At 64.0% G+C, this 22,330-nt stretch carries 26 protein-coding genes; 14 read left to right on the plus strand and 12 right to left on the minus strand.

The window, feature by feature from the left end:
- Window positions 1-55 precede the first annotated feature (55 nt).
- Window positions 56-253 carry a hypothetical protein gene (locus tag ASD22_RS04995; RefSeq protein ID WP_156458945.1) on the plus strand — a complete coding sequence of 66 codons (198 nt, stop codon included), beginning with the start codon at window positions 56-58 and terminating at the stop codon, window positions 251-253.
- A gap of 215 nt (window positions 254-468) precedes the next feature.
- Here ASD22_RS04995 and ASD22_RS05000 read toward each other — a convergent pair whose 3' ends face one another.
- A complete protein-coding gene (locus ASD22_RS05000; protein ID WP_056079711.1) occupies window positions 469-879 on the minus strand; it encodes a hypothetical protein in 411 nt (136 codons plus the stop codon).
- Complete coding sequence (locus ASD22_RS05005; protein WP_056079714.1) at window positions 876-1,400, minus strand: OsmC family protein; 525 nt, start codon at window positions 1,398-1,400, stop codon at window positions 876-878. Before ASD22_RS05005 ends, ASD22_RS05000 begins: the two co-directional genes overlap by 4 nt.
- A 72-nt stretch (window positions 1,401-1,472) precedes the next feature.
- On the opposite strand from ASD22_RS05005, the gene ASD22_RS05010 reads away from it, so the two are divergent.
- On the plus strand, window positions 1,473-2,141 hold the full coding sequence (locus tag ASD22_RS05010) for a helix-turn-helix transcriptional regulator (RefSeq protein WP_056079718.1): 669 nt from the start codon (window positions 1,473-1,475) through the stop codon (window positions 2,139-2,141).
- A gap of 48 nt (window positions 2,142-2,189) precedes the next feature.
- Window positions 2,190-2,444 carry a DNA/RNA helicase domain-containing protein gene (locus tag ASD22_RS05015; RefSeq protein WP_200946316.1) on the plus strand — a complete coding sequence of 85 codons (255 nt, stop codon included), beginning with the start codon at window positions 2,190-2,192 and terminating at the stop codon, window positions 2,442-2,444.
- 76 nt (window positions 2,445-2,520) lie between these two features.
- On the opposite strand, the gene ASD22_RS05020 is transcribed toward ASD22_RS05015, so the two are convergent.
- Entirely contained in the window at window positions 2,521-3,525 is a 1,005-nt protein-coding gene (locus tag ASD22_RS05020; protein ID WP_162245060.1) for an alpha/beta hydrolase, read from the minus strand.
- A gap of 31 nt (window positions 3,526-3,556) precedes the next feature.
- Entirely contained in the window at window positions 3,557-5,206 is a 1,650-nt protein-coding gene (locus ASD22_RS05025) for a sensor domain-containing diguanylate cyclase (protein ID WP_056079726.1), read from the minus strand.
- 299 nt (window positions 5,207-5,505) lie between these two features.
- Here ASD22_RS05025 and ASD22_RS05030 point away from each other — a divergent pair, with 299 nt between their 5' ends.
- A complete protein-coding gene (locus tag ASD22_RS05030) occupies window positions 5,506-6,243 on the plus strand; it encodes a tannase/feruloyl esterase family alpha/beta hydrolase (protein ID WP_056079729.1) in 738 nt (245 codons plus the stop codon).
- A gap of 239 nt (window positions 6,244-6,482) precedes the next feature.
- Window positions 6,483-7,412, plus strand: coding sequence for a hypothetical protein (locus ASD22_RS05035; RefSeq protein WP_056079732.1), 930 nt, complete (start codon window positions 6,483-6,485; stop codon window positions 7,410-7,412).
- A 160-nt stretch (window positions 7,413-7,572) separates the two neighbouring features.
- Here the strand turns inward: ASD22_RS05035 and ASD22_RS05040 are convergent, their stop codons facing one another.
- Together ASD22_RS05040 and ASD22_RS05045 are read right to left on the minus strand one after the other, a co-directional pair.
- Window positions 7,573-8,079 carry a methylated-DNA--[protein]-cysteine S-methyltransferase gene (locus tag ASD22_RS05040; protein WP_056079734.1) on the minus strand — a complete coding sequence of 169 codons (507 nt, stop codon included), beginning with the start codon at window positions 8,077-8,079 and terminating at the stop codon, window positions 7,573-7,575.
- Window positions 8,080-8,241: 162 nt separating this feature from the next.
- Window positions 8,242-9,075, minus strand: a complete 834-nt coding sequence (locus tag ASD22_RS05045; RefSeq protein ID WP_056079737.1) for an oxidoreductase — start codon at window positions 9,073-9,075, stop codon at window positions 8,242-8,244.
- A 157-nt stretch (window positions 9,076-9,232) separates the two neighbouring features.
- Between ASD22_RS05045 and ASD22_RS05050 the strand changes: the two genes are divergently transcribed.
- The 7 genes from ASD22_RS05050 to ASD22_RS05075 all read left to right on the plus strand — a co-directional run bounded on the left by ASD22_RS05050 (window position 9,233) and on the right by ASD22_RS05075 (window position 15,951).
- Window positions 9,233-10,144, plus strand: a complete 912-nt coding sequence (locus ASD22_RS05050; protein ID WP_056079740.1) for an AraC family transcriptional regulator — start codon at window positions 9,233-9,235, stop codon at window positions 10,142-10,144.
- A gap of 71 nt (window positions 10,145-10,215) precedes the next feature.
- Window positions 10,216-10,665 (plus strand): hypothetical protein, encoded by a 450-nt coding sequence (locus ASD22_RS05055; RefSeq protein WP_056079743.1) that lies wholly within the window; start codon window positions 10,216-10,218, stop codon window positions 10,663-10,665.
- Between the two features lie 246 nt (window positions 10,666-10,911).
- Complete coding sequence (locus ASD22_RS16640) at window positions 10,912-11,214, plus strand: hypothetical protein (RefSeq protein ID WP_156458946.1); 303 nt, start codon at window positions 10,912-10,914, stop codon at window positions 11,212-11,214.
- Window positions 11,215-11,338: 124 nt separating this feature from the next.
- Window positions 11,339-11,995: a hypothetical protein gene (locus ASD22_RS05060; RefSeq protein WP_156458947.1), complete on the plus strand. Its 657-nt coding sequence runs from the start codon at window positions 11,339-11,341 to the stop codon at window positions 11,993-11,995.
- Window positions 11,931-12,647, plus strand: coding sequence for a sulfur transferase domain-containing protein (locus ASD22_RS05065; RefSeq protein WP_235577527.1), 717 nt, complete (start codon window positions 11,931-11,933; stop codon window positions 12,645-12,647). Before ASD22_RS05060 ends, ASD22_RS05065 begins: the two co-directional genes overlap by 65 nt.
- 228 nt (window positions 12,648-12,875) lie before the next feature.
- Window positions 12,876-14,459 carry a Gfo/Idh/MocA family oxidoreductase gene (locus tag ASD22_RS05070; RefSeq protein WP_056079749.1) on the plus strand — a complete coding sequence of 528 codons (1,584 nt, stop codon included), beginning with the start codon at window positions 12,876-12,878 and terminating at the stop codon, window positions 14,457-14,459.
- A 166-nt stretch (window positions 14,460-14,625) separates the two neighbouring features.
- Window positions 14,626-15,951 carry a dicarboxylate/amino acid:cation symporter gene (locus ASD22_RS05075; RefSeq protein WP_235577528.1) on the plus strand — a complete coding sequence of 442 codons (1,326 nt, stop codon included), beginning with the start codon at window positions 14,626-14,628 and terminating at the stop codon, window positions 15,949-15,951.
- Here ASD22_RS05075 and ASD22_RS05080 read toward each other — a convergent pair whose 3' ends face one another.
- The 4 genes from ASD22_RS05080 to ASD22_RS05095 form a co-directional block, all read right to left on the minus strand.
- Window positions 15,952-17,241: an RNA polymerase sigma factor gene (locus ASD22_RS05080; RefSeq protein ID WP_056080991.1), complete on the minus strand. Its 1,290-nt coding sequence runs from the start codon at window positions 17,239-17,241 to the stop codon at window positions 15,952-15,954. It abuts the gene before it with no gap.
- 68 nt (window positions 17,242-17,309) lie between these two features.
- Window positions 17,310-17,714, minus strand: a complete 405-nt coding sequence (locus ASD22_RS05085; RefSeq protein ID WP_056079752.1) for a VOC family protein — start codon at window positions 17,712-17,714, stop codon at window positions 17,310-17,312.
- 33 nt (window positions 17,715-17,747) lie between these two features.
- A complete protein-coding gene (locus ASD22_RS05090) occupies window positions 17,748-18,155 on the minus strand; it encodes a VOC family protein (RefSeq protein ID WP_056079755.1) in 408 nt (135 codons plus the stop codon).
- A 25-nt stretch (window positions 18,156-18,180) separates the two neighbouring features.
- Window positions 18,181-18,600 (minus strand): YciI family protein, encoded by a 420-nt coding sequence (locus tag ASD22_RS05095; protein WP_056079758.1) that lies wholly within the window; start codon window positions 18,598-18,600, stop codon window positions 18,181-18,183.
- A 162-nt stretch (window positions 18,601-18,762) separates the two neighbouring features.
- Here ASD22_RS05095 and ASD22_RS05100 point away from each other — a divergent pair, with 162 nt between their 5' ends.
- Both ASD22_RS05100 and ASD22_RS05105 read left to right on the plus strand, forming a co-directional pair.
- Window positions 18,763-19,164 (plus strand): YciI family protein, encoded by a 402-nt coding sequence (locus tag ASD22_RS05100; protein ID WP_056079761.1) that lies wholly within the window; start codon window positions 18,763-18,765, stop codon window positions 19,162-19,164.
- A gap of 113 nt (window positions 19,165-19,277) precedes the next feature.
- Entirely contained in the window at window positions 19,278-19,634 is a 357-nt protein-coding gene (locus tag ASD22_RS05105; RefSeq protein ID WP_056079765.1) for a DUF1428 domain-containing protein, read from the plus strand.
- Between the two features lie 136 nt (window positions 19,635-19,770).
- Here the strand turns inward: ASD22_RS05105 and ASD22_RS05110 are convergent, their stop codons facing one another.
- Window positions 19,771-20,565 (minus strand): class I SAM-dependent methyltransferase, encoded by a 795-nt coding sequence (locus ASD22_RS05110; protein WP_056079768.1) that lies wholly within the window; start codon window positions 20,563-20,565, stop codon window positions 19,771-19,773.
- 150 nt (window positions 20,566-20,715) lie between these two features.
- Window positions 20,716-22,125: an NADP-dependent phosphogluconate dehydrogenase gene (gene gndA, locus ASD22_RS05115; RefSeq protein WP_056080994.1), complete on the minus strand. Its 1,410-nt coding sequence runs from the start codon at window positions 22,123-22,125 to the stop codon at window positions 20,716-20,718.
- Window positions 22,126-22,330 lie beyond the last annotated feature (205 nt).

Consider the following 22,330-nt stretch of genomic DNA (forward strand, 5'->3'; position numbering starts at 1 on the left):
AGGACACCGGATGGCCATCTGGGAACTGAGGTGCGCGACACCCAACGACTTCGCCATGATCACGCCTGTCGACCACGACGACCTTGAGGAGGACGTGTTCGATACCACGGGCACACCCAAGCAATGGCTGGACGGGCCACGGGTGACATACCACGTGGAGAAGCGCCGCAAGGTGCAAAAGCCGCAGGCCAACGTCGGCCTGCTCATCCCCGGAGCCCTGGTGCTGGACGAGCTTTTTCGCAGTGCAGGGTGACGCCAGTTCGCCGCTCGGGCGTTTCGCCGATGTAGATGTAGTGAGCAGTATCAATACACCACTCGTACAAAGCAGCGCGGACTGGCCCCTGCTTCAACCGCAGACAATGCCATCGCCTCCACTGATGATGCCGGCGCCGATGCAGCGTTAGTTCCCCGGCAGGGGAAAGAGTTTCGGCCAAGCCATCGACTTCCCGACAGGATGCCGAAAAACGTTCAACTTTCCCCATCCCGGTTCTCACACATCCACGTGGCGGTTACCTCGCGGCCACGGGCCAGGTTATCGACCACCAGGATCAGCTGGTTGTCGTGGTCGCTGTAAAGCACCTCGATGTTCACGCCGGCCTCTGCCATGCGTCCGCAAAGCGCGCCCAGCTGGCCGGGCACATCCTGGCGCAGGCGCTGCACCAGGACGTCGCTCACCGCCATGACACGGATGCCCGCATCCGCGAGGGCCGCTTCGGCCTTGCTCGCGGCGGCGTCATGCACCAGAAAGTGCGCGAGGCCCAGCCCGCCGCCAACCCAGGCGCCGCCGCCCTCCACGCTGACTCCGGCACGGCCAAGTGTTTGACCGAGCCGGGCCAGTGAGCCCGGCTGGTGATCCAGGACGATGCTCAGGTCCTTCATGGCAGAAACTCCTTGGCGACCGGTCTCTGCACCGCGACGACCTCGACGTCGGCAGCACACACGACGGGGCGATGCGCGACGGGGAAATTGCACGAGTTGGCAATGAAGCACAGCCGGTGCGCCTGTTCGTGTAGCGCCATGGCACGGTCGACCACAACGTCATCGTCCACCATCACGTTCGGGTGCAGCAGCACGCTGCTGAACTGGCCGCCGCCGTCGGCGCGCGTCTGCATCACACCCTCGGCCCGATCAAGATACGACACGACGCGGAGACGCTGGCGCGCGCACAAGGCCAGGTAGGTCAGCATGTGGCAACTGCTCAGCGCGATCAGCAGCAGGTCTTCCGGATTGTGCAGGTCTGGATCGCCAAGGAAGCCGGGATCCGCCGAGCCGCGCAACGTGGGCTTGCCTTCAACAAGCGCGGCATACTCACGGCCGTAATCGCCGTACCGGCTTGTGCCGTCGCCGTGGTTGCCGTGCCATTCCAGCACGGCGGTATATCGGTGAAGATCGTGGGGCATGGCGGACCTCGCAGCAGTGGGGCGGTCATCATGCGTCGCGTCCACCCGCTTTACTTCGATGGGTATCGAATCATGCCGCAACCCGACCTGGCGAACATCGCCGCCCTGCTTGCCGACCCCAGCCGCGCCACGATGCTGGCAGCCCTGATGGATGGCCGCGCCCTCACCGCCACCGAACTCGCCGCAACCGCACAGGTCAGCGCGCCCACCGCCAGCAGCCACCTCGCGCGGCTGACCACTTCGGGTTTGCTGACCATGATCAAGCAAGGGCGGCACCGTTACTTTCGCATCGCCAACGAAGCCGTCGCGCATGTCGCCGAAACCCTGATGGCGATCGCCGCTGGGCATCCGTCGCCCGCTCCACGCACCGGCCCGTCCGACAAGGCATTGCGCCGCGCCCGCGTGTGCTACGACCACCTTGCCGGCGAACTGGGCGTGCAACTTCTCAATGGCCTGCTCGCCGCCGGTTACCTCAGCGAACGCGACGGCGCGCTCACCCTGCCGCCCGCGGGCGAACGCTGGTGCATCGAGTTCGGGATCGACCTTGCCACCCTGCGCCACTCGCGCCGCCCGCTATGTCGCGGCTGCCTCGACTGGAGCGAGCGACGCACACATCTCTCCGGCGCACTTGGCGCCGCGATCCTGGAGAGGATGCTCACCCGCGGCTGGGTCCGTCGCCAGAGCCAGGGCCGTGCGCTGGTCGTGTCACCGGCTGGTGTGCGATTTGTCCAACAACTCTAGGCAAATGACTGCGGTGCGACGGACTATTTCGTCCTCTGCACGATCGTGGTGTGGGATGGCGACCTGCGACTCAGCGCCGACCAGTGGGACCATTTCAGCTTCAAGGGCAAACGCTGGGAACACGTCCGCAGCGCGGCCCGGCAACGCTACCTGCTCAACGCATATCGCGTGCTGCTCACACGTGCACGACAAGGGATGGTCATCGTGGTTCCGGAAGGCAGCAGCGAGGATCCGAGCCGGAAGCCAGGCTATTACGACCCTGCCTTCGGGTTGCTCGCCAGTCTGGGCATACCCCGGTTGTGACGCAAACCGGGGCGGACCAGCTCCTTGCGCGTCACGCCGGGGCCCTGACGATCACCCGCCTTCTCGGCAGCAAGCGTCAATGGCCGTCCAAACCATCGCGCAGTGCCTCGGCGAATGCCTGCGGCCGATCGATCCAGGCGCAATGCCCGGCATCGCGGATGACGTGCAGGTGGACTTTTCCCGCCTTGGCCAGGGCGGACCACAAGCGGGCCGACGGATCGAGATAGTCGCTGTCGCCTTGGATCACCGTGATCGGTACCGGATGCGCGGCGATCGCCGGCCGCACGTCCCACGCGGGCATGCTCGCGGCAATCGCGGCACCCGCCGCGTGGTTGTAGTAGATGCCGCCGCTGGTGAGCTGGTGCCAGCGTTCCACGTGCACCAGGTCCAGCGGCGCGTTGTAGCGGATGCGCAAGCGCATCCTCGCTTGCCGCGGCGTGTCGCGGTGCTTGTCCGGCGGCAGGCCGGCTTCGGCCAGCGCCCGCGCGATGGCGTCTTCGCGCGACATCATGGTGGTTTCCCGCTGTTCCAGCGCCTTGTCGTAAGCATCCGACATGTCCTTGTTCATTACCGGCGGCATGCTGCCGGCCAGCACCATGCGCTCCACGTGCGTGGGGTAAGCGCGGTAATAAGCCATGGCAAGCAGGGTGCCGAACGAGTGGCCGAACAGCACCAGTCGATCGCGGCCCAGCGCAACCCGCAATGCCTCCAGGTCATCCACCATCTGCCGCATGGTCAGCTTGCCCTCCGTTCCCGCCGGCACCGGCGACAACACGCTGCCGCGCTGGTCGTACAGGACGAAAGCATGCCGCTTCAGCTGCGGTCGCAAGGCATCAATGATGTAGTGGAAGTCGCGCCCCGGCCCGCCATGCAGGAACACCACCGGCGCGCCCTGCCCGATCTCGGTCACGAACAACTTCGCAACGTGATCCGTCGTCGGCAGATACCAGGCGTTGCGCTGCACCTGGTTGAAGACATCGTGCGCCCCAGGCTCCGCCACGCCGTTGACGTCGGCCGCATTGGCGGCGGTGCATACGAGGCCAGCGGCCAGAACCAAGGTAAAAAGACGAAGTACGCGCATGGCAGCCATCCTTCATGAAGACGGCAAGAGGTTACAGCGCTCCTTTTCCTCGCGCCCCCTCTTCCGAAAAAACGCATACGCCCAATGAGTGGCTCTTGGCCCTATACATGGCGGCATCTGCAGCGCGCAGGTAGTCGTCGGTTGTTGCGAAGCCGGCCTGGCTGCTGACCACCCCGATGCTGGCGCCGCAAGTCACGCTGTGCGCGCCGAGCTGATAGGGAGCAGCGAGGGCAATGGCCATCTGCCGGGCGCGCTCGATCGCACCGGCGTGGTCGACAGACTCAAGCAGCACGTTGAATTCGTCGCCACTCATGCGGGCGACGAGATCGACCGCCCGCACACAGGATTCGAGCCGGCGGGCAACCTGCTGCAACAGCTGGTCACCCACATGGTGCCCAAGCGTGTCATTGATGGTCTTGAACTGGTTGAGGTCCAGCAACAGCACGGCGAATGTATTGTCAGCGCGTGCCGGCGCGTCTGCCGCTTGGGAGGCGTGGTCCCGATGCAGCGCCACCGCGTGCTCAAGGCGATCGCGGAACAACGGCCGGCCTGGCAGATTGGTCAAGGCGTCGTACGAGCTGCCGCGCTCGGCCAGATCGCTCAATGACCCGGCCATCCGCACGGCAACGCCAGCTTCGAAGTGCGCCACCCCGCGCCAGTTGAGCCACACCAATCGCCCCGATCCATGACGCGCGCGAAAATCCACCGAAAAGTTCGGCCGATCGCCCGACAGGTGCCTTCGATACGCCGCCTGCACGCGCTCGTGGTCATCGGGGTCGATGAGCTGTTGCAGGAAGTGCCAGCCGTCATCATGCAGACCACCGGCGCCGCTCAGCCCGACAATCTCATGGAAGCGCTGGGACACGTGCAGGACATCCGTGTGCAGGTCCCAATCCCAGATGCCGTCATTGGAGCCGCGCGTGGCCAGCGCATAACGGTTGTCGGATTGCACCAGCTCCAGCTCGGTATGTTTCTGCCGGGTCACGTCGATCATCAGGCCGATCATGCGATTCGGGCGATCCTTGTCGACATCCACCCGACACAGGTCGCGCACCCATACGACCTTGCCGGATTTGGTGATCAGCCGGTAACTCATCTCGTACGCATAACTGTGCGTCGCGTTGTACGCGGCGTTGTCAATGACCAAGGCCTCTTCCAGATCGTCGGGATGCACGCGCGAACGCCAGAACCCCGGGTCGGCCCGCCACTCCTCCACCGTGAAACCAAAAAGGCGCTCCACCTGCGGGCTCAGAAACGTATTGCCCACGCCGCGTTCGGCTTCCCAAACCACGCCGTCGATGGTTTCCAGCAACCGCAGGAAGCGTTGGCGAACCTCCACCAGCACCTGCTCGGTAATCTCGACAATCTCGATCAGCACGCCCTGGCGGCTGATCACCCGCTCGGCGTCGTCTGTCTTCGGCTGGAGTTTCAGGCGCATCCAGCGATAGCCCGCGTTGGCCACGCGCAACCGGAACACCGGCATGCCCGACCGCAAGGTACCCGTGTCGTCGGGATGCACGAAGTCCAGCAACGACCGACCCAGCGCCTCCTCCACCGAATGCCCCGTTAGCTTGTGCCAGGCGGGGTTCACGTAGGTGATCGTCCACAAGGCATCGGTTTGCACAACCGCTTCGGGCAGCAGCTGCAGCAGTTCCAGAGGCGGTGTCAAACGGTCGGGCATTGCTGTTTATGCTTACCGAAGCACCCTCACCAGTCCAGCCCTCAGGCATGACGCCTGGGCCGACCAGCCCGGAGTACATCGAGAGGCCGACGCGCCAACCTGCCGCGTGCGCACTGAATGGGCATCGCATCGCGCTGCCGCGAAATGCGCCGAAACCTGATGCGCGCCCGGCATCGATGGCAGGAAGACAGCGGAAGGGTCCCGGGCCAATGGATCCTGATCGGGGTGGCAACAGGGCCAATCGGCACGCCGCGCCGGGAGGCTTCAGGGCGCCGGCAACACGCTGCTAATCTCGCGGCATGAATCTGCGATATGCATCGGCAAGCCTGTGGTTGTGGCTGTGCGCGGCGGCGTACGTCTGCGCTGCCGAGCCCGCAACCATCGAGCGCTCGGCCACGTTGGCCGACGTCTTTCCGGCGGCGCAGGTCCAGGCGCTGCGATCGGTGTTGCCCGCCGATCAGCGGGTAACGTGGGCCGTGCGCTTGCCGTCGACCTCACCGCGCAGCGTGCTGGTATTCGTCAGCCCCAACGCCGCGGCCGACCCACCGCCGGGCTGGGACACGGTGCTGGATCGGCACGCCACGGTGTGGATCGCCGCCCGCGATTTCGGTAATCCGGCACCGAGCCATCAACGCGTGCTGGTCGCATTGATGGGGTTGGCGCTGGCACGGCGTGACTACGTGCCGGCCGACGCGCGTCGCTACATCGGCGGCATGTCCGGCGGCGGACGCATCGCCAGCATCGCCGCCACCACCTTCCCGCAGCGGTTCGACGGGGCGCTGTACCTCGCGGGCGCGGACGATTTCGGCCAGGCCGAGCCAGCGCGGCTCGCCGCCATTGCCGCGAATCGCTACGTATTCCTGACCGGCGACAAGGACTTCAATCGCCGCGAAATGCGGCAGGTCCACCAACGCTATCGCAAGGCCGGCGTACCACAGACCCTGCTGCTCGACCTGCCGCACTTCGCTCATCACTATCCTGGCGCGAACGATCTCGAACGCGCACTGGCCTTCCTCGATGGCGGGGCTGAGCGATGAAGAAGACAGCCACCGCTCCCTTCGATAGCGACGATCGCGCCCGACCTCGATACGCCGTATCCGGAGGCGATGGCCGATGCCACTTGCTGGTGGATCGAGGACGCGCTTCGTCCCGTATGATTCTCTCTCGAATCGGGCTGGCGTCGGGGGGCGCGGGCCGCGATGCGGTGAAGCGATTGCACAATAATCCGAACCACCCTTCCCATACCCGGCGCTGACACCATACGAACGGAGCCCTGATGAGACACAACAAACTCGGCACGCTGGCGACCCTGCTCGCCGTTTCCCTCGCCGCATGCACGCAAGCCCAGGATGCCGAAGATGCCCCATCGGCAAAAGCCGCCCATGGCGAGAACCTGTCCGAAGCCTGCAGCTCCGTCGATGCCGAGACCGGTGAGCTGGTGCCTTTTGCGCGCCTGATCCAGTTGCGCATGGAATTGCGCTACCGCACCGATTACCGCCACGAATTCGACAGCGGCGACGGCACCGCAAGCAACCAAACCGAAATGAACGCGCTCGTCCAGGGCTCTGCCGACCTGCTCGCCTGCACATGGAAGGAATTCGGCTACAACCAGTACATGTTCCATCCCGCCAGTGAGGACGACCTGCCGCCCTTTCCCAACACCGCGTCCGGCACCGCAAGCCTGAAAGGTCTGGCGACCACGCATGCCGTGGTACACGGTGAAACCATCACCTCGAAGCAAACCGTGCAGGCCAGCGGCAAGCTCCGGGGGCTCACCTTGGCGATACCGACCCGCGACGAAACCATGCCGGACGACGATGGCACCTGCATCCTGGTGGATTTCGACGCCCCAATGTCCGGCAGCCAGGTGCTCGATGCCACCGGCAGCGAGGGCGGCCACAAGCATGAGGAGTCGTCACCGGCGTCGCTGGTGGACAACAACTATTCGGCGTTCGACGTCAGAACCCACGCCGACGGCGAGTCCGAGTTCACCAATCATTCGCTGAGGCTCTGCGATGGCCCGCGCAACCGGCCCGACCCCATTCCGCAGGATCTGCCCGCCCGTGGCATGACGATCAGCCCGGACGAATCCGTGTGGAGCCGCAGCGGCGAATGGGTCGGCCACAACTCGATGCCATCCGAGCGCCGCTACCTCGACTTTTCACTCAAGGTCGTTCCCCGAACGCTGCCCTATCCGAACCCATAGCACCAGCAAGGACGTCCCACACAATTTGGACGTCCGGACGGCCGTCCTTCGGCCGCACAAAGGTCTTGCGCATCGGCCAGTGCGACACGCTGGACAGCTGGAAAGAGATCATCCATACGACTCTGAACCGCGGCGGAGGAAATGAAGCGGCCACGGCGGCTCAATCGAACAAGCGGCGCTCGCGCCCTTCGTGATCGAGCAGCCAGCGCTTGCGGGCCAGGCCGCCCGCGTAGCCGGTCAGCGAACCGTTGCTGCCCAACGCGCGGTGGCAAGGCACGAACAGCGAAATCGGGTTGCGCCCCACCGCCGCGCCCACCGGATGAAACGCCTCGGGCCGGCCGATCGCCCGCGCCAATGCGGCGTACGTCGTCGTCTCCCCGCTTGGCACCTCGCACAGCGCGCGCCACACCTGCTGCTGGAACGCGGTGCCTTCCGGCGCCAGTGGCATGTCCAGCTGCGTCAACTCACCCCCGAAATAGGCGTCCAGTTGCCGCGCCGCCTCGCGCAACAAGGCCGTCGTGGCCTTTCGCCACCCGGCTTCCGGCGAGATCGCCGGAAAGTACTTCTGCCCCTCGAACCAGCCGCCTTTCAGCGCCCCGTCGCGCTCGGCGACCACGAAAACCCCTAGCGGCGTATCGATGGGGAGGTAAACCAGATTGTCCAGCATGATGAAGACGAAAGCAGAGGGCTGACCACACGGCCGATGCGATGCACGGTACTCCCTGCGGCGGTTCGGGCGAAGCGTGCCCGCCTCGCTCCAAGCGCGCCAAGGGGATGGAGGAAGCCGACAACGACGGATTCAACGACCTGCGTTCCGGTTCCGTGGCAGTCAGCCATCCGTCGAACGCGTCACCGCCTCCCACTTGTCGATTTCGGCAGCAGAAGCAGCGAGTTTTTCGCGAACCAGCTCAATCGCATCGCTGCCGAGGAGCAAATGGCTGGGCGGCGAATCGCTGTCGATGATGGCCAACATCGCGCGAGCGGCCTTGCGCGGATCGCCCAGTTGTTTGCCGCTCTTTTCCTCGCGGCCCTTGCGGATGGGATCGAATAACGCGTCATAGTCGGCGATGGATCGAGGCGTCCGCAACATGGATCGGCCAGCCCAGTCGGTGCGAAACGAGCCCGGCGCCACCGCCGTCACGGCGATGCCGAAAGCTGCAACTTCCTTGCCCAGCGTGTCGGAAATCCCTTCCAGCGCGAACTTGCTGCCGCAGTAATAGGCAATGCCGGGCATGGTGATGAAACCGCCCATCGAGGTGATGTTGAGGATGTGCCCACGGCGGCGTCCGCGCATGTATGGCAGCACGGCTTTCATCATCGCCACCGCGCCGAACACGTTGACGTCGAACTGGCGACGCATGTCCTCCAGCGGCGACTCTTCCATCACGCCCTCGTGGCCGTAACCGGCATTGTTGACCAGCACATCCACCGGGCCGATGTCGGCTTCGACCTCGGCTATCACGCCATCGATGGCGTCGAAGTCGGTGACGTCGAGGATGCGTGCGAAGGCGCGGGCGGCGTCGAGCGCCTCAAAGGATCGCCTGGCTTCGGCGCTGCGAACCGTACCGACCACCCGGTGGCCGGCCGCGAGCGCCTCTTGCGCGAGAGCGCGACCGAAGCCGCTGCTCACGCCCGTGATCAGCAGTGTTTTTGGAGATGACATGACATAGCCTGCAATGAAAGGGAGAATGCATACTATTCTTGTGGCACGTGGATTTACGCGCCGAATATTCCCTGTTTATTGCCTATTCTTATGAAGTGACAGTGCCATGAAGAGAGCGGGATCGACACCACCCAACGCGGAATCGGATCAGCAACGCATGGTGCGCCTGCTTCGGGCGCTCGCGCCCGCGGAGGGCTACAACCTGACCGCGCTGCCGGACGTACGCATCCTGCGCTCCGACCGCCCGCTGTCGCGCACGCCGGTGCTCTACGACCCCGGGATCGTCATCGTGTGCCAGGGATGCAAGCGGGGCTATTTCCGCGATCAGGTATATCGCTATGACGCGCAGCACTACCTGGCCGTGTCCGTTCCGGTGCCTTTCGTGATGGAAACCGAGGCGTCGCGACAACGCCCTCTGCTGGCCATCTACATGCACCTGGATTTCCAGGTGGCGGCGGAGTTGATGATCCAGATCGACCATCACGGCGCGCCCGCATCCGCGGCTGCGCCGCAAAGCATGATGTCCAGCCCGATGGATGCGGCGATGAAATCATCGGTACTGCGTTTCCTCGAGGCGATGGGCAAACCCCTCGACGCCCACGTACTCGGTCCGGCACTGGTGCGGGAACTGTACTTTCATGTGTTGACCGGCGCCCAGGGCAGCGCCATGCGCGCGGCGCTGGCGATGCAGGGGCAGTTCGGCAAGATCGGCAAAGCGCTGCGGCGCATCCACGCCACGTATGCGCAACCATTGAACCTCGCGCAACTTGCCAACGAGGCGGGCATGAGCGTGCCGACCTTCCACAGCCACTTCAAGGCGATCACCGGCATGCCGCCCATGCAGTACGTGAAGTCGGCGCGGCTGCACCAGGCGCGGCTGTTGATGGTGCGCCAAGGCATGACAGCCACAGCCGCCAGCTATGCCGCCGGTTACGAAAGCCCGTCGCAATTCAACCGCGAGTTCAAGCGCCTGTTCGGCCGTCCACCCATCGAGGAAGCCAGGCGCATGCGCGAGAGCTTTGCGCTTCCACCAGCCCACGCGGCGTCCTCATACATTTCATCGCACTGAGCATGTCCGGCGCGGTGGCCGTCGTGCGCAGCGCTTCATCGACACCTTTCTTCCCGGCAAGGAAAACGCCCATGACGCATACGCCCGAACCCGCTGCCAAGCGCGCACCTCCACCGCGTATCCCCTCCGTCTTCATCGCGGGCGTGCGCTATGCCCAGATTCCCGGCGACGTTGAAACGGATGGTCAGATCGGCGGCTTCCTTGCGGCTTACGACGCGTCCAACCGCGAAATCTGGCGCATCAAGGTTTACGACAATCCGCGCCGGCCCGAACTGGAAGGCGATGTGCAGGACGTGTGGTTCCGCTCACTGCGCGCCGAAGGCGGCAAGCTGCTGATCGAGAACGAACGAGGATTGCGGCTTGAGGTCGATCCGGCGACCCGACGCGTCTCCGGCCACCCGGCGCCCACTCCCGAGCCCCCACCGGACATCGATCCTATCTCCGGCCAGCCGCGCATCCGTCGGCCGGAAGCAAAAGATGATCGGAACGCCCCGGGGAACGACCAACCGGTTATACGGTAGCGAATCGGCTTGTCCCCGCATCTACCCGCGACGGGGACCGATGCGCCTCCGCAGCAGCATCAGGAACGGAGGAAGCAAGGAGCATCGGATTCACCTCCCCTCTGTTCTGGCTTCCTTCTTTGATTCCCCTTCAAAGGTAGCGTCAAACCCGGACCAGCCACATTGCCCCTTTTGCTGACCGTGTCTCCTTCGGTGAGACACGTGTTTCATATCTTCCTATCAAATCCGACCAACTGGGGGAATACCATGCCCAACCAAACACCGTGTGCACTCTGTGGGACAACCACTCGAAACCATATCCAAGGTCGCTTCGGATGCGCCTGCGTCGAGTGCCTGGGAGAAGCGGCGAAGCAAGCCATCGCCAAGTCCAAACTGGTGGAGCGCCCCTCGGTCACGGCTTCCGATCGCTGCGTGATGTGCGGGGATCCAATCACGAAGGGAAATCTGACGGCGACGCGCTTCGCCTACAGCGTCTGCCATCCCTGTTTGGTTGAAACGCTTGAAGGCGCCGCCGAAGGGAATACCACCATGATCCAAGTGGCCTTTTAGGCGCAGCCACTCTGACGATATGCGCGGAAGCTTGTCTACTTCCAACATCGACGGAGTGGCACAAACAGCCATTCCGTAGCCCTCAACTCAACAGTTCAATGATCACGTGCCGAAGGACCGCATCATGACGAACCGATCTAACAAACTACCTGACTACGTGAAGGATTGCCTTCGGAATACTGCCAACTCAATCGGCGCGGCCCTCGACTTTCTGGAATGGCCGAACGGTGGCGTGGATGCCCATCCCGACGAACACAACGTCACCGCATATTTGCAGGCGTGCATGTCGCATCTTGAACCGTCATTTCACTTTTACTCGGAGGCTCGCATTGGGGAAAAAAACGGGAGGCTGGATTTGCTGGCTTCCAACGGTGAGCTTTCATTGGCAATTGAAGCGAAGGGATTCGGCAACATCAGCAACCAGTCGTCCCAGCTAATAAACGATGTGGAGCGTCTTTTAAATTTCAGTCCAAGTTGTTTCAAGGCTGAAGGCTTCACCAATCGTCAATGGTGGGAAACCTCAAGTCAGCGATGGGGGCTCGCGCTGATCTTGTCGTTCCGAGGAAGTGATCTTCAGGAGGCTTGGTGCATGGACGACGACGGCGCGGCGATGGCGGCGCTTCGGAAACGCCGATGGGGCAGCGACCCAGAGAGTCCCTTCATGAAATTACGCGGACTCAACTGGACGGAGCGATTTGCGCACAAAATTCAGATGGATGATCGGTGGAGGACTACCACAGCGGACGGCTGGCTTCTCTGCGGAGCAGTCGCATTATCGTGAGCGAAAGACGAACTATACGGAATCCAACGGATTCAACTTCCTCCGTCCCCTTTTCGACGCCCTAAACGACTCGGCTATCCTGTGGATGATTCACCGCGAGACGCCCGACATGTTTCGATTCCTGCTGTTGTCATTGATGCTGGCCATCATCCCGCTGGCCGGGTACGCCGCCACGCCGGCCGAGGCCGCGCTGGCGGATTTGCCGAATGTCTCGTTCCCGGCGCCGCACCGGGTTGCTTCCGGCAGGCTGCAGGCGGTTGACGTGGCGGCGCTGAAACGCGCCGGCATCGAGCAGGTCATCGATCTCAGTGCCGACAGCGAGACGCCCGATTTCGACGAGGCTGCCGCAGTGCGAGCCGCCGGCATCGGCTATCACGCATTGCCGATCCACGGCGCCGGCGACCTGACGCGCGCCCGCGTCAGACAGTTCGACCGGTTGCTGCGGGACGCGGGCGAGCAACCGACGCTGGTGCATTGCGCCAGCAGCAATCGGGTGGGCGCCATGATCGCGTTGCGCGCCGCCCTGGTGGATGGCCTGTCGACGGATGCCGCGCTAGCCGAAGGTCGGCGATGGGGCATGAAGAGCCTGGAGCCCGCCGTACGCGAACGCTTGCACGCATGGTCTGGCGAACCAACCGAAAACACCCATTGACCGCCCGCCCTCGCCGCTCGTGCGCTGGGCGATGCGGCAACTGAGCCGCCAACGTGCCTGCGAGCCATCTTCCGAGATGACTCCGGAACCGGGCATGGGTGCACCGCCCTCTTCCACGTCGTCACCCCTGCGTGCGGGACCTTAGGTAAACCTGACGCCCGTTTTGTTTCTCCGCGATCTCTTCAGGCATCCTTACCCATCGATGCCCAACTGGAGGTCGCGGCAGCCATGACGGATGAATCGAAGATCGGAAACGTGAAACCGGACCACGCCGCCTCGGGTACCTCCGGCGACACGGCAGCGATCGGCAAGATCACGCGCCGGGAATTTCTCGCGGGCTCGGCCATCGCCGCGACCGGTTTGATGATCGTGCCCCGCCACGTTTTGGGAGGGATCGGCTACACGCCGCCCAGCGATCGATTGAACATTGCCGGCATCGGCGTCGGCGGCATGGGCATGCACAACGTGCGCGCCCTGGCCGGTGAGAACATCGTGGCCCTGTGCGACGTGGACTGGCACTACACGGAGAAGAGCTTTCACGGGATGGTCGACGGCCTGGGGAAAGCGCAGGCCCGCCTCGACAAGGCCCGGACCGCCAAGGAACGCCTGAAGCTGCGGGACGAGATCGCGCAGACAAGGCTGCTTGCCAGCAAGTTCAATTCGGTCAAGCGCTATACCGACTACCGCCGCATGCTCGAGCAGCAGAAGGACATCGACGCGGTGGTGATCGCGACGCCGGACCATCTGCATGCCGTGATCGCCAGCGCGGTGATGAGCCATGGCAAACACGTATACGTGCAGAAGCCACTCACCTGGTCGATCGACGAGGCCCGCACGCTGGCCAGGAAGGCCAGGGAAAACCCGAAGATCGTCACGCAGATGGGCAACCAGGGCCACTCGACCGACGATGCCCGGCTGATCAACGAGTACATCGCGGCCGGGGCGATCGGCGATGTCAGCGAGGTCCACGTCTGGACCAACCGCCCGCTTGCCTACTGGCCGCAGGGCATTCCGCGCCCGCAAACCAGGCCACGGCCGGACGACGCGAGCTGGAACGAGGACGCGGTGATGGATCGGCTCGCCAATGCCATGGTCGGCAATTATCCCAAGCCGGAAGGGCTGGCATGGGATCTCTTCCTGGGCCCCGGTCCCGTCGTCGATTACCACCCCGTGTATCACCCGTTCAACTGGCGCGGCTGGGTGGATTGGGGCGTTGGTGCCATCGGCGACATGGGCGCGCACCTGATCGATTCGCCGTTCTGGTCGCTGGACCTGGGTTTTCCCACGGCCGTGGAAACCGTATCGACGCCATTCAACGGCGCGTCGTATCCCGTGGCGACGATGACGTACTACGAGTTTCCGGCACGCGGAGGCAGGCCGCCGGTGAAGCTCACCTGGTACGACGGCGCCTTGCTGCCGCCCGGGCTGCAAGCGCTGGGTGCGGGGCAGCTGAGCAAGGACGGCGGTGTCCTCTACATCGGCGACAAGGGCAAGCTGATCCACGAGACGTACGGCGCCAACCCGCGCCTGTTGCCGCAGTCGTTGCACGACGCGGTGGGCACGCCTCCGCAGAAATACCCGCGCATCAAGACGTCGCACGAGATGAACTGGGTGGATGCCTGCAAGGGGCGCGCGGAAGCGTCGTCGCCGTTCTCATATGCGGCACGGCTGACAGAGGTCATGCTGCTGGGCGTCGTGTCCCTGCGCGCGGGCGGCAGGATCGAGTACGACGCACAGAACATGCGCGTCACCAATGCACCGTCAGCCAATCAGTTCCTGCGTCGCGAGTATCGCGAAGGTTGGGTCATCTAGGACCAGAACCGGGAAACCGGATCGAACCCTGGTTTCCCGCCGGGCTACCGCATCAAGGCGATGGGTGCCCGACGGCGTGCCCGAAAAAGCCGGGCCATCCCGACCGGGCCACTTTACCTTTTTGCTTTCAGGTGACGCCGGGAAGCCCATCGCGTACCGTTGCCGCATGACAAAGCACAAGATGTCGCTCGCGACACGCATCCTCTGGGGACTGGTCATCGGCATCGTGGCGGCGCTGGCCACGCTCGCCATCGGCCAGTGGCATGCACCGACGCTGGCCTTCATGCAACGCGTGTCCTCGGCCGTGTTCGACCCGTTCGGGCAGGTATTCCTGCGCCTGCTCTTTTTCGTGGTCATCCCGCTGGTGTTCTCGTCGCTGGCTTCGGGCATCGTGCAACTGGGGCAGCTGAACAGGCTCGGCCCGCTGGCAGCGCGCACCTTCGCCTTGTTCGCGGCCAACATGGTGATCGGCGTGGCCATTGGCCTGGTACTGATGAACCTGCTGCAGCCGGGCCACCACATCGATCCGCTCACCGCGCAGAAACTGATGGCCGAGTACGGCGGCTCGGCCGTGCAAAGCGTGCGCACGCACGCCGAGCAACCCGGCCTCAGCCTCGGCCTGCTGGTGGAAATGTTCATGCCGCGCAACCTGTTCGGCGCGGTAGTGGGCAATAACCGCGGGGTCATCGGCGACGTGCTGCCGCTGATCCTGTTCGCCATCCTGGTCGGCGCCGCGGGCACGCAGCTTGCGCCCGACAAACGCCAACGCCTGCAGGATGGCCTGGATCTGATCAGCGAGTTGATGACGAAAATCGTCGACTTTGCGTTGCAGCTGGCCCCGTATGCCGTGCCGGCGATGATTTACAGCGTGATCGTGAAGGTGGGGCTGGACGTGGTATTGGCCCTGTCCGTGTTCGTGGTCGGCTGCCTGCTGGCCATGGCGCTGCACCTGTTCGGCACCATGTCGTTGTGGATCGCCTTGCTGGCGCGCAAATCGCCATGGGCATTCTTCAAGAACATCCGGCCCGTGCTGGTCACCGCTTTCAGCACCAGCTCCAGCAATGCCACGCTGCCCACCTCGCTGGCCATCGCCCAGGAAGAACTCAAGCTGCGCCCCACCACCTCGGGCTTCGTGCTGCCACTGGGCGCAACCATGAACATGAGCGGCACGGCGCTGTTCGAGGGTTGCGTGGTGTTGTTCATCGCACAGGTGTTCGGCGTCGAGCTGAGTCTCGCTACCCAGGTCATCATGCTGTTGCTGGCGGTGCTCAGCGCCGTGGCCGTGTCCGGCATCCCGGGCGGTTCGCTGCCCATGATCGCGGGGTTGCTGGCCACGTTCGGGATACCTCCGGAAGGCATCGGCATCATCATCGGCGTGGACCGTCTCCTCGACATGGCGCGCACCACGGTCAACGTGGGCAGCGATATCGTCACCGCGCAAATCGTCGATGACAGCCTTAAGCGGGCCGAGGCGCGAAACGCGCAGGCGTAGTTACCGTGGGCCGCCCGGCTCATCGCAGGCCTGTGCACGCGCCAGCAGGACCGCTCGTTCACGTGCATTGGCGGTGAGCGATGCCGCCAGCTTGAACGCGTTGCGCGCTTCATCCAGACGACCCAGTTGCCGCAGCAAATCGCCGCGCACCGCCGGCAAGGGCGCGTAATCGCGAAGCTGCCCTGCGTCCTCCAGCGCGTCGACGATGGTGAGTCCGGCGGCGGCGCCCCGCGCGCGGCTCACCGCCACCGCACGGTTGAGTTCAACCACGGGTGAAGGCATCACCTGCACGAGCTGCGCGTACAAGCCTTCAATCCGCGGCCAGTCGGTATCCTCCATCCGCAATGCGCGCGCGTGGCACGCAGCGATGGCTGCCTGCAGCGCATAGGCACCGCCGGCTCCACCGAGGCGTTGCGCACGCTCCAATGCGGCCAAGCCACGCTGGATCTGCAGGCGATCCCAACGCGCGCGATTCTGTTCGGGCAGCAGGATCGGCGTGCCGTCGGCCTCGGTGCGTGCCGGTATCCGTGACGCCTGCAATTCCATCAGGGCCAGCAGGCCGAACACTTCGGCTTGATCCGGCAGCAGCCCCACCAACACGCGCCCCAGCCGCAACGCTTCCTCGCACAACGCAGGACGCATCCAGTCTTCACCACCGGTCGCGGCATAGCCTTCGTTGAAGACCAGGTAGAGGACTTCGAGCACGGCGTCAAGACGTTCGGGAAGCTCGGCCTTGCGCGGTATCTCGAACGCCACCGCCTCCTTCGACAGCTTGCGCTTGGCGCGCACGATGCGCTGAGCCACCGTCGGTTCGGCCTGAAGGAAGGCGCGGGCGATCTCCGGCGTGCTCAATCCGCCGAGCAGGCGCAGGGTCAGCGCCACCCGCGATTCCATCGGAAGCACCGGGTGGCATGCCACGAACAACAGGCGCAGCAAGTCATCGCCGATGTCGTCGTCCGCCTTGTCCGGCGCTTCGTCACCCTGCATGTCGGCTCCGTGCAGCTCCCGTTCGATGCCGAATGCATCGTGTTTGCGCGCGTGCAAGGCGCGCTGGCGCAGATGATCGATGGCGCGATGCCTGGCGGCGGTCATCAGCCACGCCGCGGGGTTGTCGGGCAGGCCATCGCGCGGCCAGCGTTCCAGCGCGCCCAGCAATACGTCTTGCGCCAGCTCCTCCGCGGTGTCGATGTTGCCGGTCATGCGCGCGATGCGCGCCAGCAGCCGTGGCGATTCCATTCGCCACAGCGTGTCCAGGGCACGATGTATCGCGTCGGGGTGGGTGCTTGCCATCATCGCCATCGATCACATCATCCCCGGCAGCCTGCCGCAAGCGTGCCTATCCCTGTCGCACCGGCTCATCAGGTCGGCATCTGCGTCTCGTCCATCCAGAACACTTCCCATTGGTGTCCGTCCGGGTCGGCAAACCCATGCTGAACCATGAAACCGTAGTCCTTCGACTCGATCGTCGGGGTGGCACCCGCCGCAAACGCCCTGTCCATGAACGCCTCGACTTCGGCACGACTGTCGAGCGACAGCGCCAACAAGGTCTCGGTGTTGGCACGCGCATCGGCAAGGGGCTTGTTGGTGAAGCCGGCGAAGAAGCTTTCCGCCAGCAGCATCACACCTGTTCGTTCATTGATGATCAGGCACGCCGCATTTTCGTCGGTGAATTTCGGATTGAACGAGAACTCGAGCGCCTCGAAGAAATCGACGGAGCGCTCCAGATCTTTCACCGGCAGGTTGACGTAGAGATTACGGGGCATGGTTGTCCTTGGTGCGGGTGGAAGGTACGTGGCTCACGACCCGGACGTCACGCAATTGACCATCCACGGTTGGCCATAACGGTCGTCGCACATGCCGAACCGCGGTGACCACGCGGTCGCGGCCATCGGCATCCGAACCAGCCCACCGTCCGACATCATGGCGAACACGCGCTCGGCCTCCTCGATGTTGTCCACCGCGATGTTGACCGAGGTCGTGGCCTGGCCGTTGGGGTTTTCCATGGCGTCGGCGCCCATGATCGAAGCGTCGCCCACCACGAGGTGAACGTTGGCGATCAGTGGCCGCATCGGCTCGGGAATATCGGGCCCCATCTCGCCATAGGTCGCGCTGGAGACAACGTCGCCGCGCAGGACCTGCGCATAGAACGCGAACGCCTCGCGGCATTTCCCCTCGCGAAACATCAGGTACGGGATCAGTTTCATGGTGTCGCTCCTGCTGGCTGTGGTTTCAGTTGCCAAGTCGCTGGCGCAAGCGCTCCGACTGCGCGCGCAACTCGGGGGTGAATTCGTCGCCGAAGTCGGCGGTGTCGAAAATCGGGCGGATCTCGATCTCGGATGGCCCAGGCATCGGATTCGGACAACGCTTGACCCATTCGATGGCCTCCTCCAGCGAGCGCACCTGCCACAGCCAGAATCCGGCGACCAACTCGCGGGTCTCGGTGAACGGGCCGTCGATCACCCGTCGCTGCGAGCCATCAAACGCGACGCGCGCACCAAGCGAACTCGGATGCAAACCCTCGCCTGCCAGCATCACGCCGGCGTTGACCAGCTCCTCGTTGAACTTGCCCATCGCCTCGAGCAACGCCTGGCTCGGCATCGCGCCGGCCTCGGACTCGTCGGTGGCTTTCACCATCACCATGACTTTCATTGCAGTCTCCTGTTTCGCGGCACGATCTGGCCGCTCGCAAGGAAGACGACGAACGGACACGCCCCGGATCGACATACCCTGAAAACTATTTTCCCTGGCCCTGTTTGAGCGGATCGCCAGTAGCGGGCATGATCGGCATCCCGATGCGCTGCGGAGCCCGCGATGCAGTACCTGACCCTGATCCATATCGACCCGGGCTTGCTGGCCGAACTTCCGCAGGCCGAATACGACCGTCTGATGCGCGGTTGCTTCGAGAAAGCCGATGCGCTCCAGCAAGACGGCTGTCTGCACGGTTCGCAGCAACTGGAAAACCCCGACAGCGCCAGGACCTTGCGCATACGCGACGGCATCAGCCGCGTCACCGACGGTCCGTTCGCCGAAACGCGCGAATTCCTGGCCGGGTTCAACCTGATTGAAGCGGACTCGATGGATGCGGCGATGGCCATCGCCCGGGAATTCCCGTGGGCGCGTTTCGGCAGCATTGAAGTGCGTCCGGTGCGCGACATGCAGGCGGTGCGGGCGCACGTCGGCGCAAAGCAGGCAGCCGGCGGCAACCGGGAGTAGCGGAAAGCCCGGTCGGCGCGTCAAAACCCGCCGCCGTGTCGATTTCGGCCGTCGTCGTTCGTCGATACAGCAAGGCCGCCATTCCGGTGGCCGTTGCCGCCGAGGAGACAACCATGTCCTATGTCGATGGTTTCGTGATCGCCGTACCCAACGCCAACCGCGAGTCGTTCATCAAGCATGCCAGCACCTTTGACGCCATCTTCCTGGAGTTCGGCGCCACGCGCGTGCAGGAGTGCTGGGCTGACGACGTGCCCGAAGGCAAGCTCACCGATTTCCGCCGCGCCGTGCAGGCCAAAGAGGACGAATCCGTGGTGTTCTCCTGGGTGGAATGGCCCGACAAGGCCACTCGCGACGCCGGCATGGAGAAATTCATGAAGGATCCGCGCATGGAGGCGGCCAGCGATTGTCCGTTCGACGGCAAACGCATGATCTTTGGCGGCTTTGTGCCGGTCGTGAGCCTGCCGGCGTAACCGCGGCTCCCACAAAAGGGGCCCGCAAAACGGTGACCCCTTTCTTTGCGTCGCCGGCTTCGGGTCCGTGCATCGCCAGCCTGCGGAAATCAAGACGACCGCGGGTGAACCTGACCGCGTTACCGGCCCCTTCCCTTCAAGGCTTCACAAACCGCAACGTCATCCGGTCCGATTCGCCAACCGCTTGAAGCTTTGCGTGCTCGCTATCCGGCCCCGCCAGATTGGGTGGCAGGCGGTGGACGTTGATGTCTTCGGGATCCTTCGGGTTGGCATTGACCTGGGATACGCCCGCAAGGCGGAAACCCGTTTTCAGACCCAGTTCGATCAAGTAGTCCTCGGAAATACGGTGCAGCGCTTTCGCGCTTTCCACGGCATCGGAAAACGGTTTGGCACGATGCTCGACCACACCGAAGACGCCGCCGGGCTTGAGCACCTGAAACGCCGACTTGAACACCACGGCCAAGGTCTCGGGGCTTTGGTTCAGCCAGTCGTGGGTATTGCGGAACGTGAGCACCATGTCAGCCGAGCCAGGCTTGCCGAGATTCACCTGCAGCGGTGGCGCAAACGGCACGACTTTCTCGATGTTGCCGAACATGGCGGGATGGGCCTTGATCGTGTCGGCAAACTTCGGCGAGCCCGCTTCAATCAAATGTCCGTGGTCGCGCAGGAACGGCGCCAGAATCTCGGTGTACCAGCCACCACCCGGCGCGATCTCGATAACCGTCATGTGCGGCTGGATGCCGAAGAATTGCAGCGTCTCGACCGGGTGGCGGTAGCGGTCGCGCGCCCTGTTCTCGGCGGAACGCCCCGGGCCGTTGACGGCCTGTTGCAACGAGGCGGTGGTATCCGTCTTCGGTGTGACGGCGTTGGCGAAGCATGGCCACAACAGGGCGCTGGCAAGCAGCAGGAGCTTTCGCGTGGGCTGGATCATGGTTCGAGCCTCCCTTGGTGGAACGTGCAGCGTACTCCGGAGGCGTCGAGGGTCACTACCGCAAATAGCGTTGGGGAACGGGGCCAGTCGAGCTGGCCCCATTCTTTGGTGCTTGTCAGACCGGGGCAAGCCCGTGCCCGCGCGAACGCCTCAGCTCCACTCCGCGTGAAAGCTGCCTTTTTCGTCGATGCGCTCAAACGTGTGGGCGCCGAAGAAGTCGCGCTGTGCCTGCAGCAGGTTGGCGGGCAGGCGTTCGCTGCGATAGCCGTCGTAATAGGCGATGGCCGAGGAGAAGCACGGCACCGGCACGCCGGCGGCAATGGCCGCACTGACCACCTCGCGCAGCGCTACCTGATAGGTCTTGGCGATGTCGCGGAAATACGGTGCAAGCAGCAGGTTGGCCAGGTTGGCGTTCTCGGCGTAGGCGTCGGTGATGTTCTGCAAAAAGCGGGCGCGGATGATGCAGCCGCCGCGCCAGATCTGCGCGATGGTGCCGTAGTCGAGCTGCCACTTGTACTCGTCCGACGCGGCGCGCAACTGCGCAAACCCCTGCGCGTAGGAGACGATCTTGCTCAGGTACAAGGCCTTGCCGACGGCCGCGATGAACGCCTGCCGATCACCGCTGAAAGCCTTGCTGCCAGGCCCTTCGAGTTGCCCGCTCGCCGCGACGCGTTCGTCTTTCAGCGATGACAACACGCGGGCGAACACCGCTTCGGTGATCAGCGGCAGTGGCACGCCAAGATCCAGTGCGCTCTGGCTGGTCCACTTGCCGGTGCCTTTCTGCGCCGCGCGATCGAGTATCACGTCGACCAGATCCTTGCCCGTCTTCTCGTCCTTCTTGCCGAAGATGGTCGCCGTGATTTCGATCAGGTAGCTGTCCAGTTCGCCTTCGTTCCAGCGGGTGTAGACGTCCGCCAATTCCTGGTTGGACAAACCCAGCACGTACTTGAGCATCGCGTAGCTCTCGGCGATCAGTTGCATGTCGCCGTATTCGATGCCGTTGTGCACCATTTTCACGTAGTGCCCGGCGCCGTCCGTGCCCATGTACGCCACGCACGGCTTGCCGTCTTTGGCCCGTGCCGCGATCTCGGTGAGAATCGGCTCGACCAGGTCATACGCATCGCGCGGCCCGCCGGGCATGATCGAAGGACCGTGCAAGGCACCCTCTTCGCCGCCGGACACGCCGGTGCCGATGAAGTGCAAGCCAGCCGCAGCCAGCTCCTTGTTGCGCCGGATGGTGTCGTGAAAATTCGTATTGCCGCCGTCGATCAGGATGTCGCCCTTGTCCAGCAGCGGTCGCAGCTGGGCAATGGTGTCGTCGGTCGGCGCGCCCGCTTTCACCATCAGCAGGATGCGTCGAGGCTTCTCCAGTGAATCGACAAACTCCTGCAGCGTGTAGGTGGCGACAAGCTTCTTGTCGCCGTGCTCGGCGATCACCTCGTCGGTCTTCTCGCGACTGCGGTTGTAGATCGACACCGCGTGACCGCGGCTTTCGATATTCAACGCCAGGTTGCGACCCATCACGGCCATGCCGACGACGCCGATTGCCTGCTGACTCATCTTGATCACTCCTCGTGCTTGTTGACTTCAAAAACGGGGCGAATTATGGAGCGTGCAAGGTAAGGCGTCAGACCGTGTGAAGAAATCGTTCAAGCAATGAACCTGACGCTGAGGTTGGACGCTACCCGCCGAGTCGTTGCCAACCCATCGAGCCAATCGGGTCAGAGCACCTTGTTCGCGCTTTTGTCCCCTAAGCAGGTGGGAT

Source organism: Rhodanobacter sp. Root480 (assembly GCF_001426645.1).
In the GTDB taxonomy this organism is placed as follows: domain Bacteria; phylum Pseudomonadota; class Gammaproteobacteria; order Xanthomonadales; family Rhodanobacteraceae; genus Rhodanobacter; species Rhodanobacter ginsenosidimutans.

Coding starts and splice junctions, on each gene's coding strand:
- ASD22_RS04995 (WP_156458945.1), top strand. CDS start 56: ATGATCACGCCTGTCGACCACGACGACCTTGAGGAGGACGTGTTCGAT.
- ASD22_RS05000 (WP_056079711.1), bottom strand. CDS start 879: ATGAAGGACCTGAGCATCGTCCTGGATCACCAGCCGGGCTCACTGGCC.
- ASD22_RS05005 (WP_056079714.1), bottom strand. CDS start 1,400: ATGCCCCACGATCTTCACCGATATACCGCCGTGCTGGAATGGCACGGC.
- ASD22_RS05010 (WP_056079718.1), top strand. CDS start 1,473: ATGCCGCAACCCGACCTGGCGAACATCGCCGCCCTGCTTGCCGACCCC.
- ASD22_RS05020 (WP_162245060.1), bottom strand. CDS start 3,525: ATGCGCGTACTTCGTCTTTTTACCTTGGTTCTGGCCGCTGGCCTCGTA.
- ASD22_RS05025 (WP_056079726.1), bottom strand. CDS start 5,206: ATGCCCGACCGTTTGACACCGCCTCTGGAACTGCTGCAGCTGCTGCCC.
- ASD22_RS05030 (WP_056079729.1), top strand. CDS start 5,506: ATGAATCTGCGATATGCATCGGCAAGCCTGTGGTTGTGGCTGTGCGCG.
- ASD22_RS05035 (WP_056079732.1), top strand. CDS start 6,483: ATGAGACACAACAAACTCGGCACGCTGGCGACCCTGCTCGCCGTTTCC.
- ASD22_RS05040 (WP_056079734.1), bottom strand. CDS start 8,079: ATGCTGGACAATCTGGTTTACCTCCCCATCGATACGCCGCTAGGGGTT.
- ASD22_RS05045 (WP_056079737.1), bottom strand. CDS start 9,075: ATGTCATCTCCAAAAACACTGCTGATCACGGGCGTGAGCAGCGGCTTC.
- ASD22_RS05050 (WP_056079740.1), top strand. CDS start 9,233: ATGGTGCGCCTGCTTCGGGCGCTCGCGCCCGCGGAGGGCTACAACCTG.
- ASD22_RS05055 (WP_056079743.1), top strand. CDS start 10,216: ATGACGCATACGCCCGAACCCGCTGCCAAGCGCGCACCTCCACCGCGT.
- ASD22_RS16640 (WP_156458946.1), top strand. CDS start 10,912: ATGCCCAACCAAACACCGTGTGCACTCTGTGGGACAACCACTCGAAAC.
- ASD22_RS05060 (WP_156458947.1), top strand. CDS start 11,339: ATGACGAACCGATCTAACAAACTACCTGACTACGTGAAGGATTGCCTT.
- ASD22_RS05065 (WP_235577527.1), top strand. CDS start 11,931: ATGATCGGTGGAGGACTACCACAGCGGACGGCTGGCTTCTCTGCGGAG.
- ASD22_RS05070 (WP_056079749.1), top strand. CDS start 12,876: ATGACGGATGAATCGAAGATCGGAAACGTGAAACCGGACCACGCCGCC.
- ASD22_RS05075 (WP_235577528.1), top strand. CDS start 14,626: ATGACAAAGCACAAGATGTCGCTCGCGACACGCATCCTCTGGGGACTG.
- ASD22_RS05080 (WP_056080991.1), bottom strand. CDS start 17,241: ATGGCAAGCACCCACCCCGACGCGATACATCGTGCCCTGGACACGCTG.
- ASD22_RS05085 (WP_056079752.1), bottom strand. CDS start 17,714: ATGCCCCGTAATCTCTACGTCAACCTGCCGGTGAAAGATCTGGAGCGC.
- ASD22_RS05090 (WP_056079755.1), bottom strand. CDS start 18,155: ATGAAACTGATCCCGTACCTGATGTTTCGCGAGGGGAAATGCCGCGAG.
- ASD22_RS05095 (WP_056079758.1), bottom strand. CDS start 18,600: ATGAAAGTCATGGTGATGGTGAAAGCCACCGACGAGTCCGAGGCCGGC.
- ASD22_RS05100 (WP_056079761.1), top strand. CDS start 18,763: ATGCAGTACCTGACCCTGATCCATATCGACCCGGGCTTGCTGGCCGAA.
- ASD22_RS05105 (WP_056079765.1), top strand. CDS start 19,278: ATGTCCTATGTCGATGGTTTCGTGATCGCCGTACCCAACGCCAACCGC.
- ASD22_RS05110 (WP_056079768.1), bottom strand. CDS start 20,565: ATGATCCAGCCCACGCGAAAGCTCCTGCTGCTTGCCAGCGCCCTGTTG.
- gndA (WP_056080994.1), bottom strand. CDS start 22,125: ATGAGTCAGCAGGCAATCGGCGTCGTCGGCATGGCCGTGATGGGTCGC.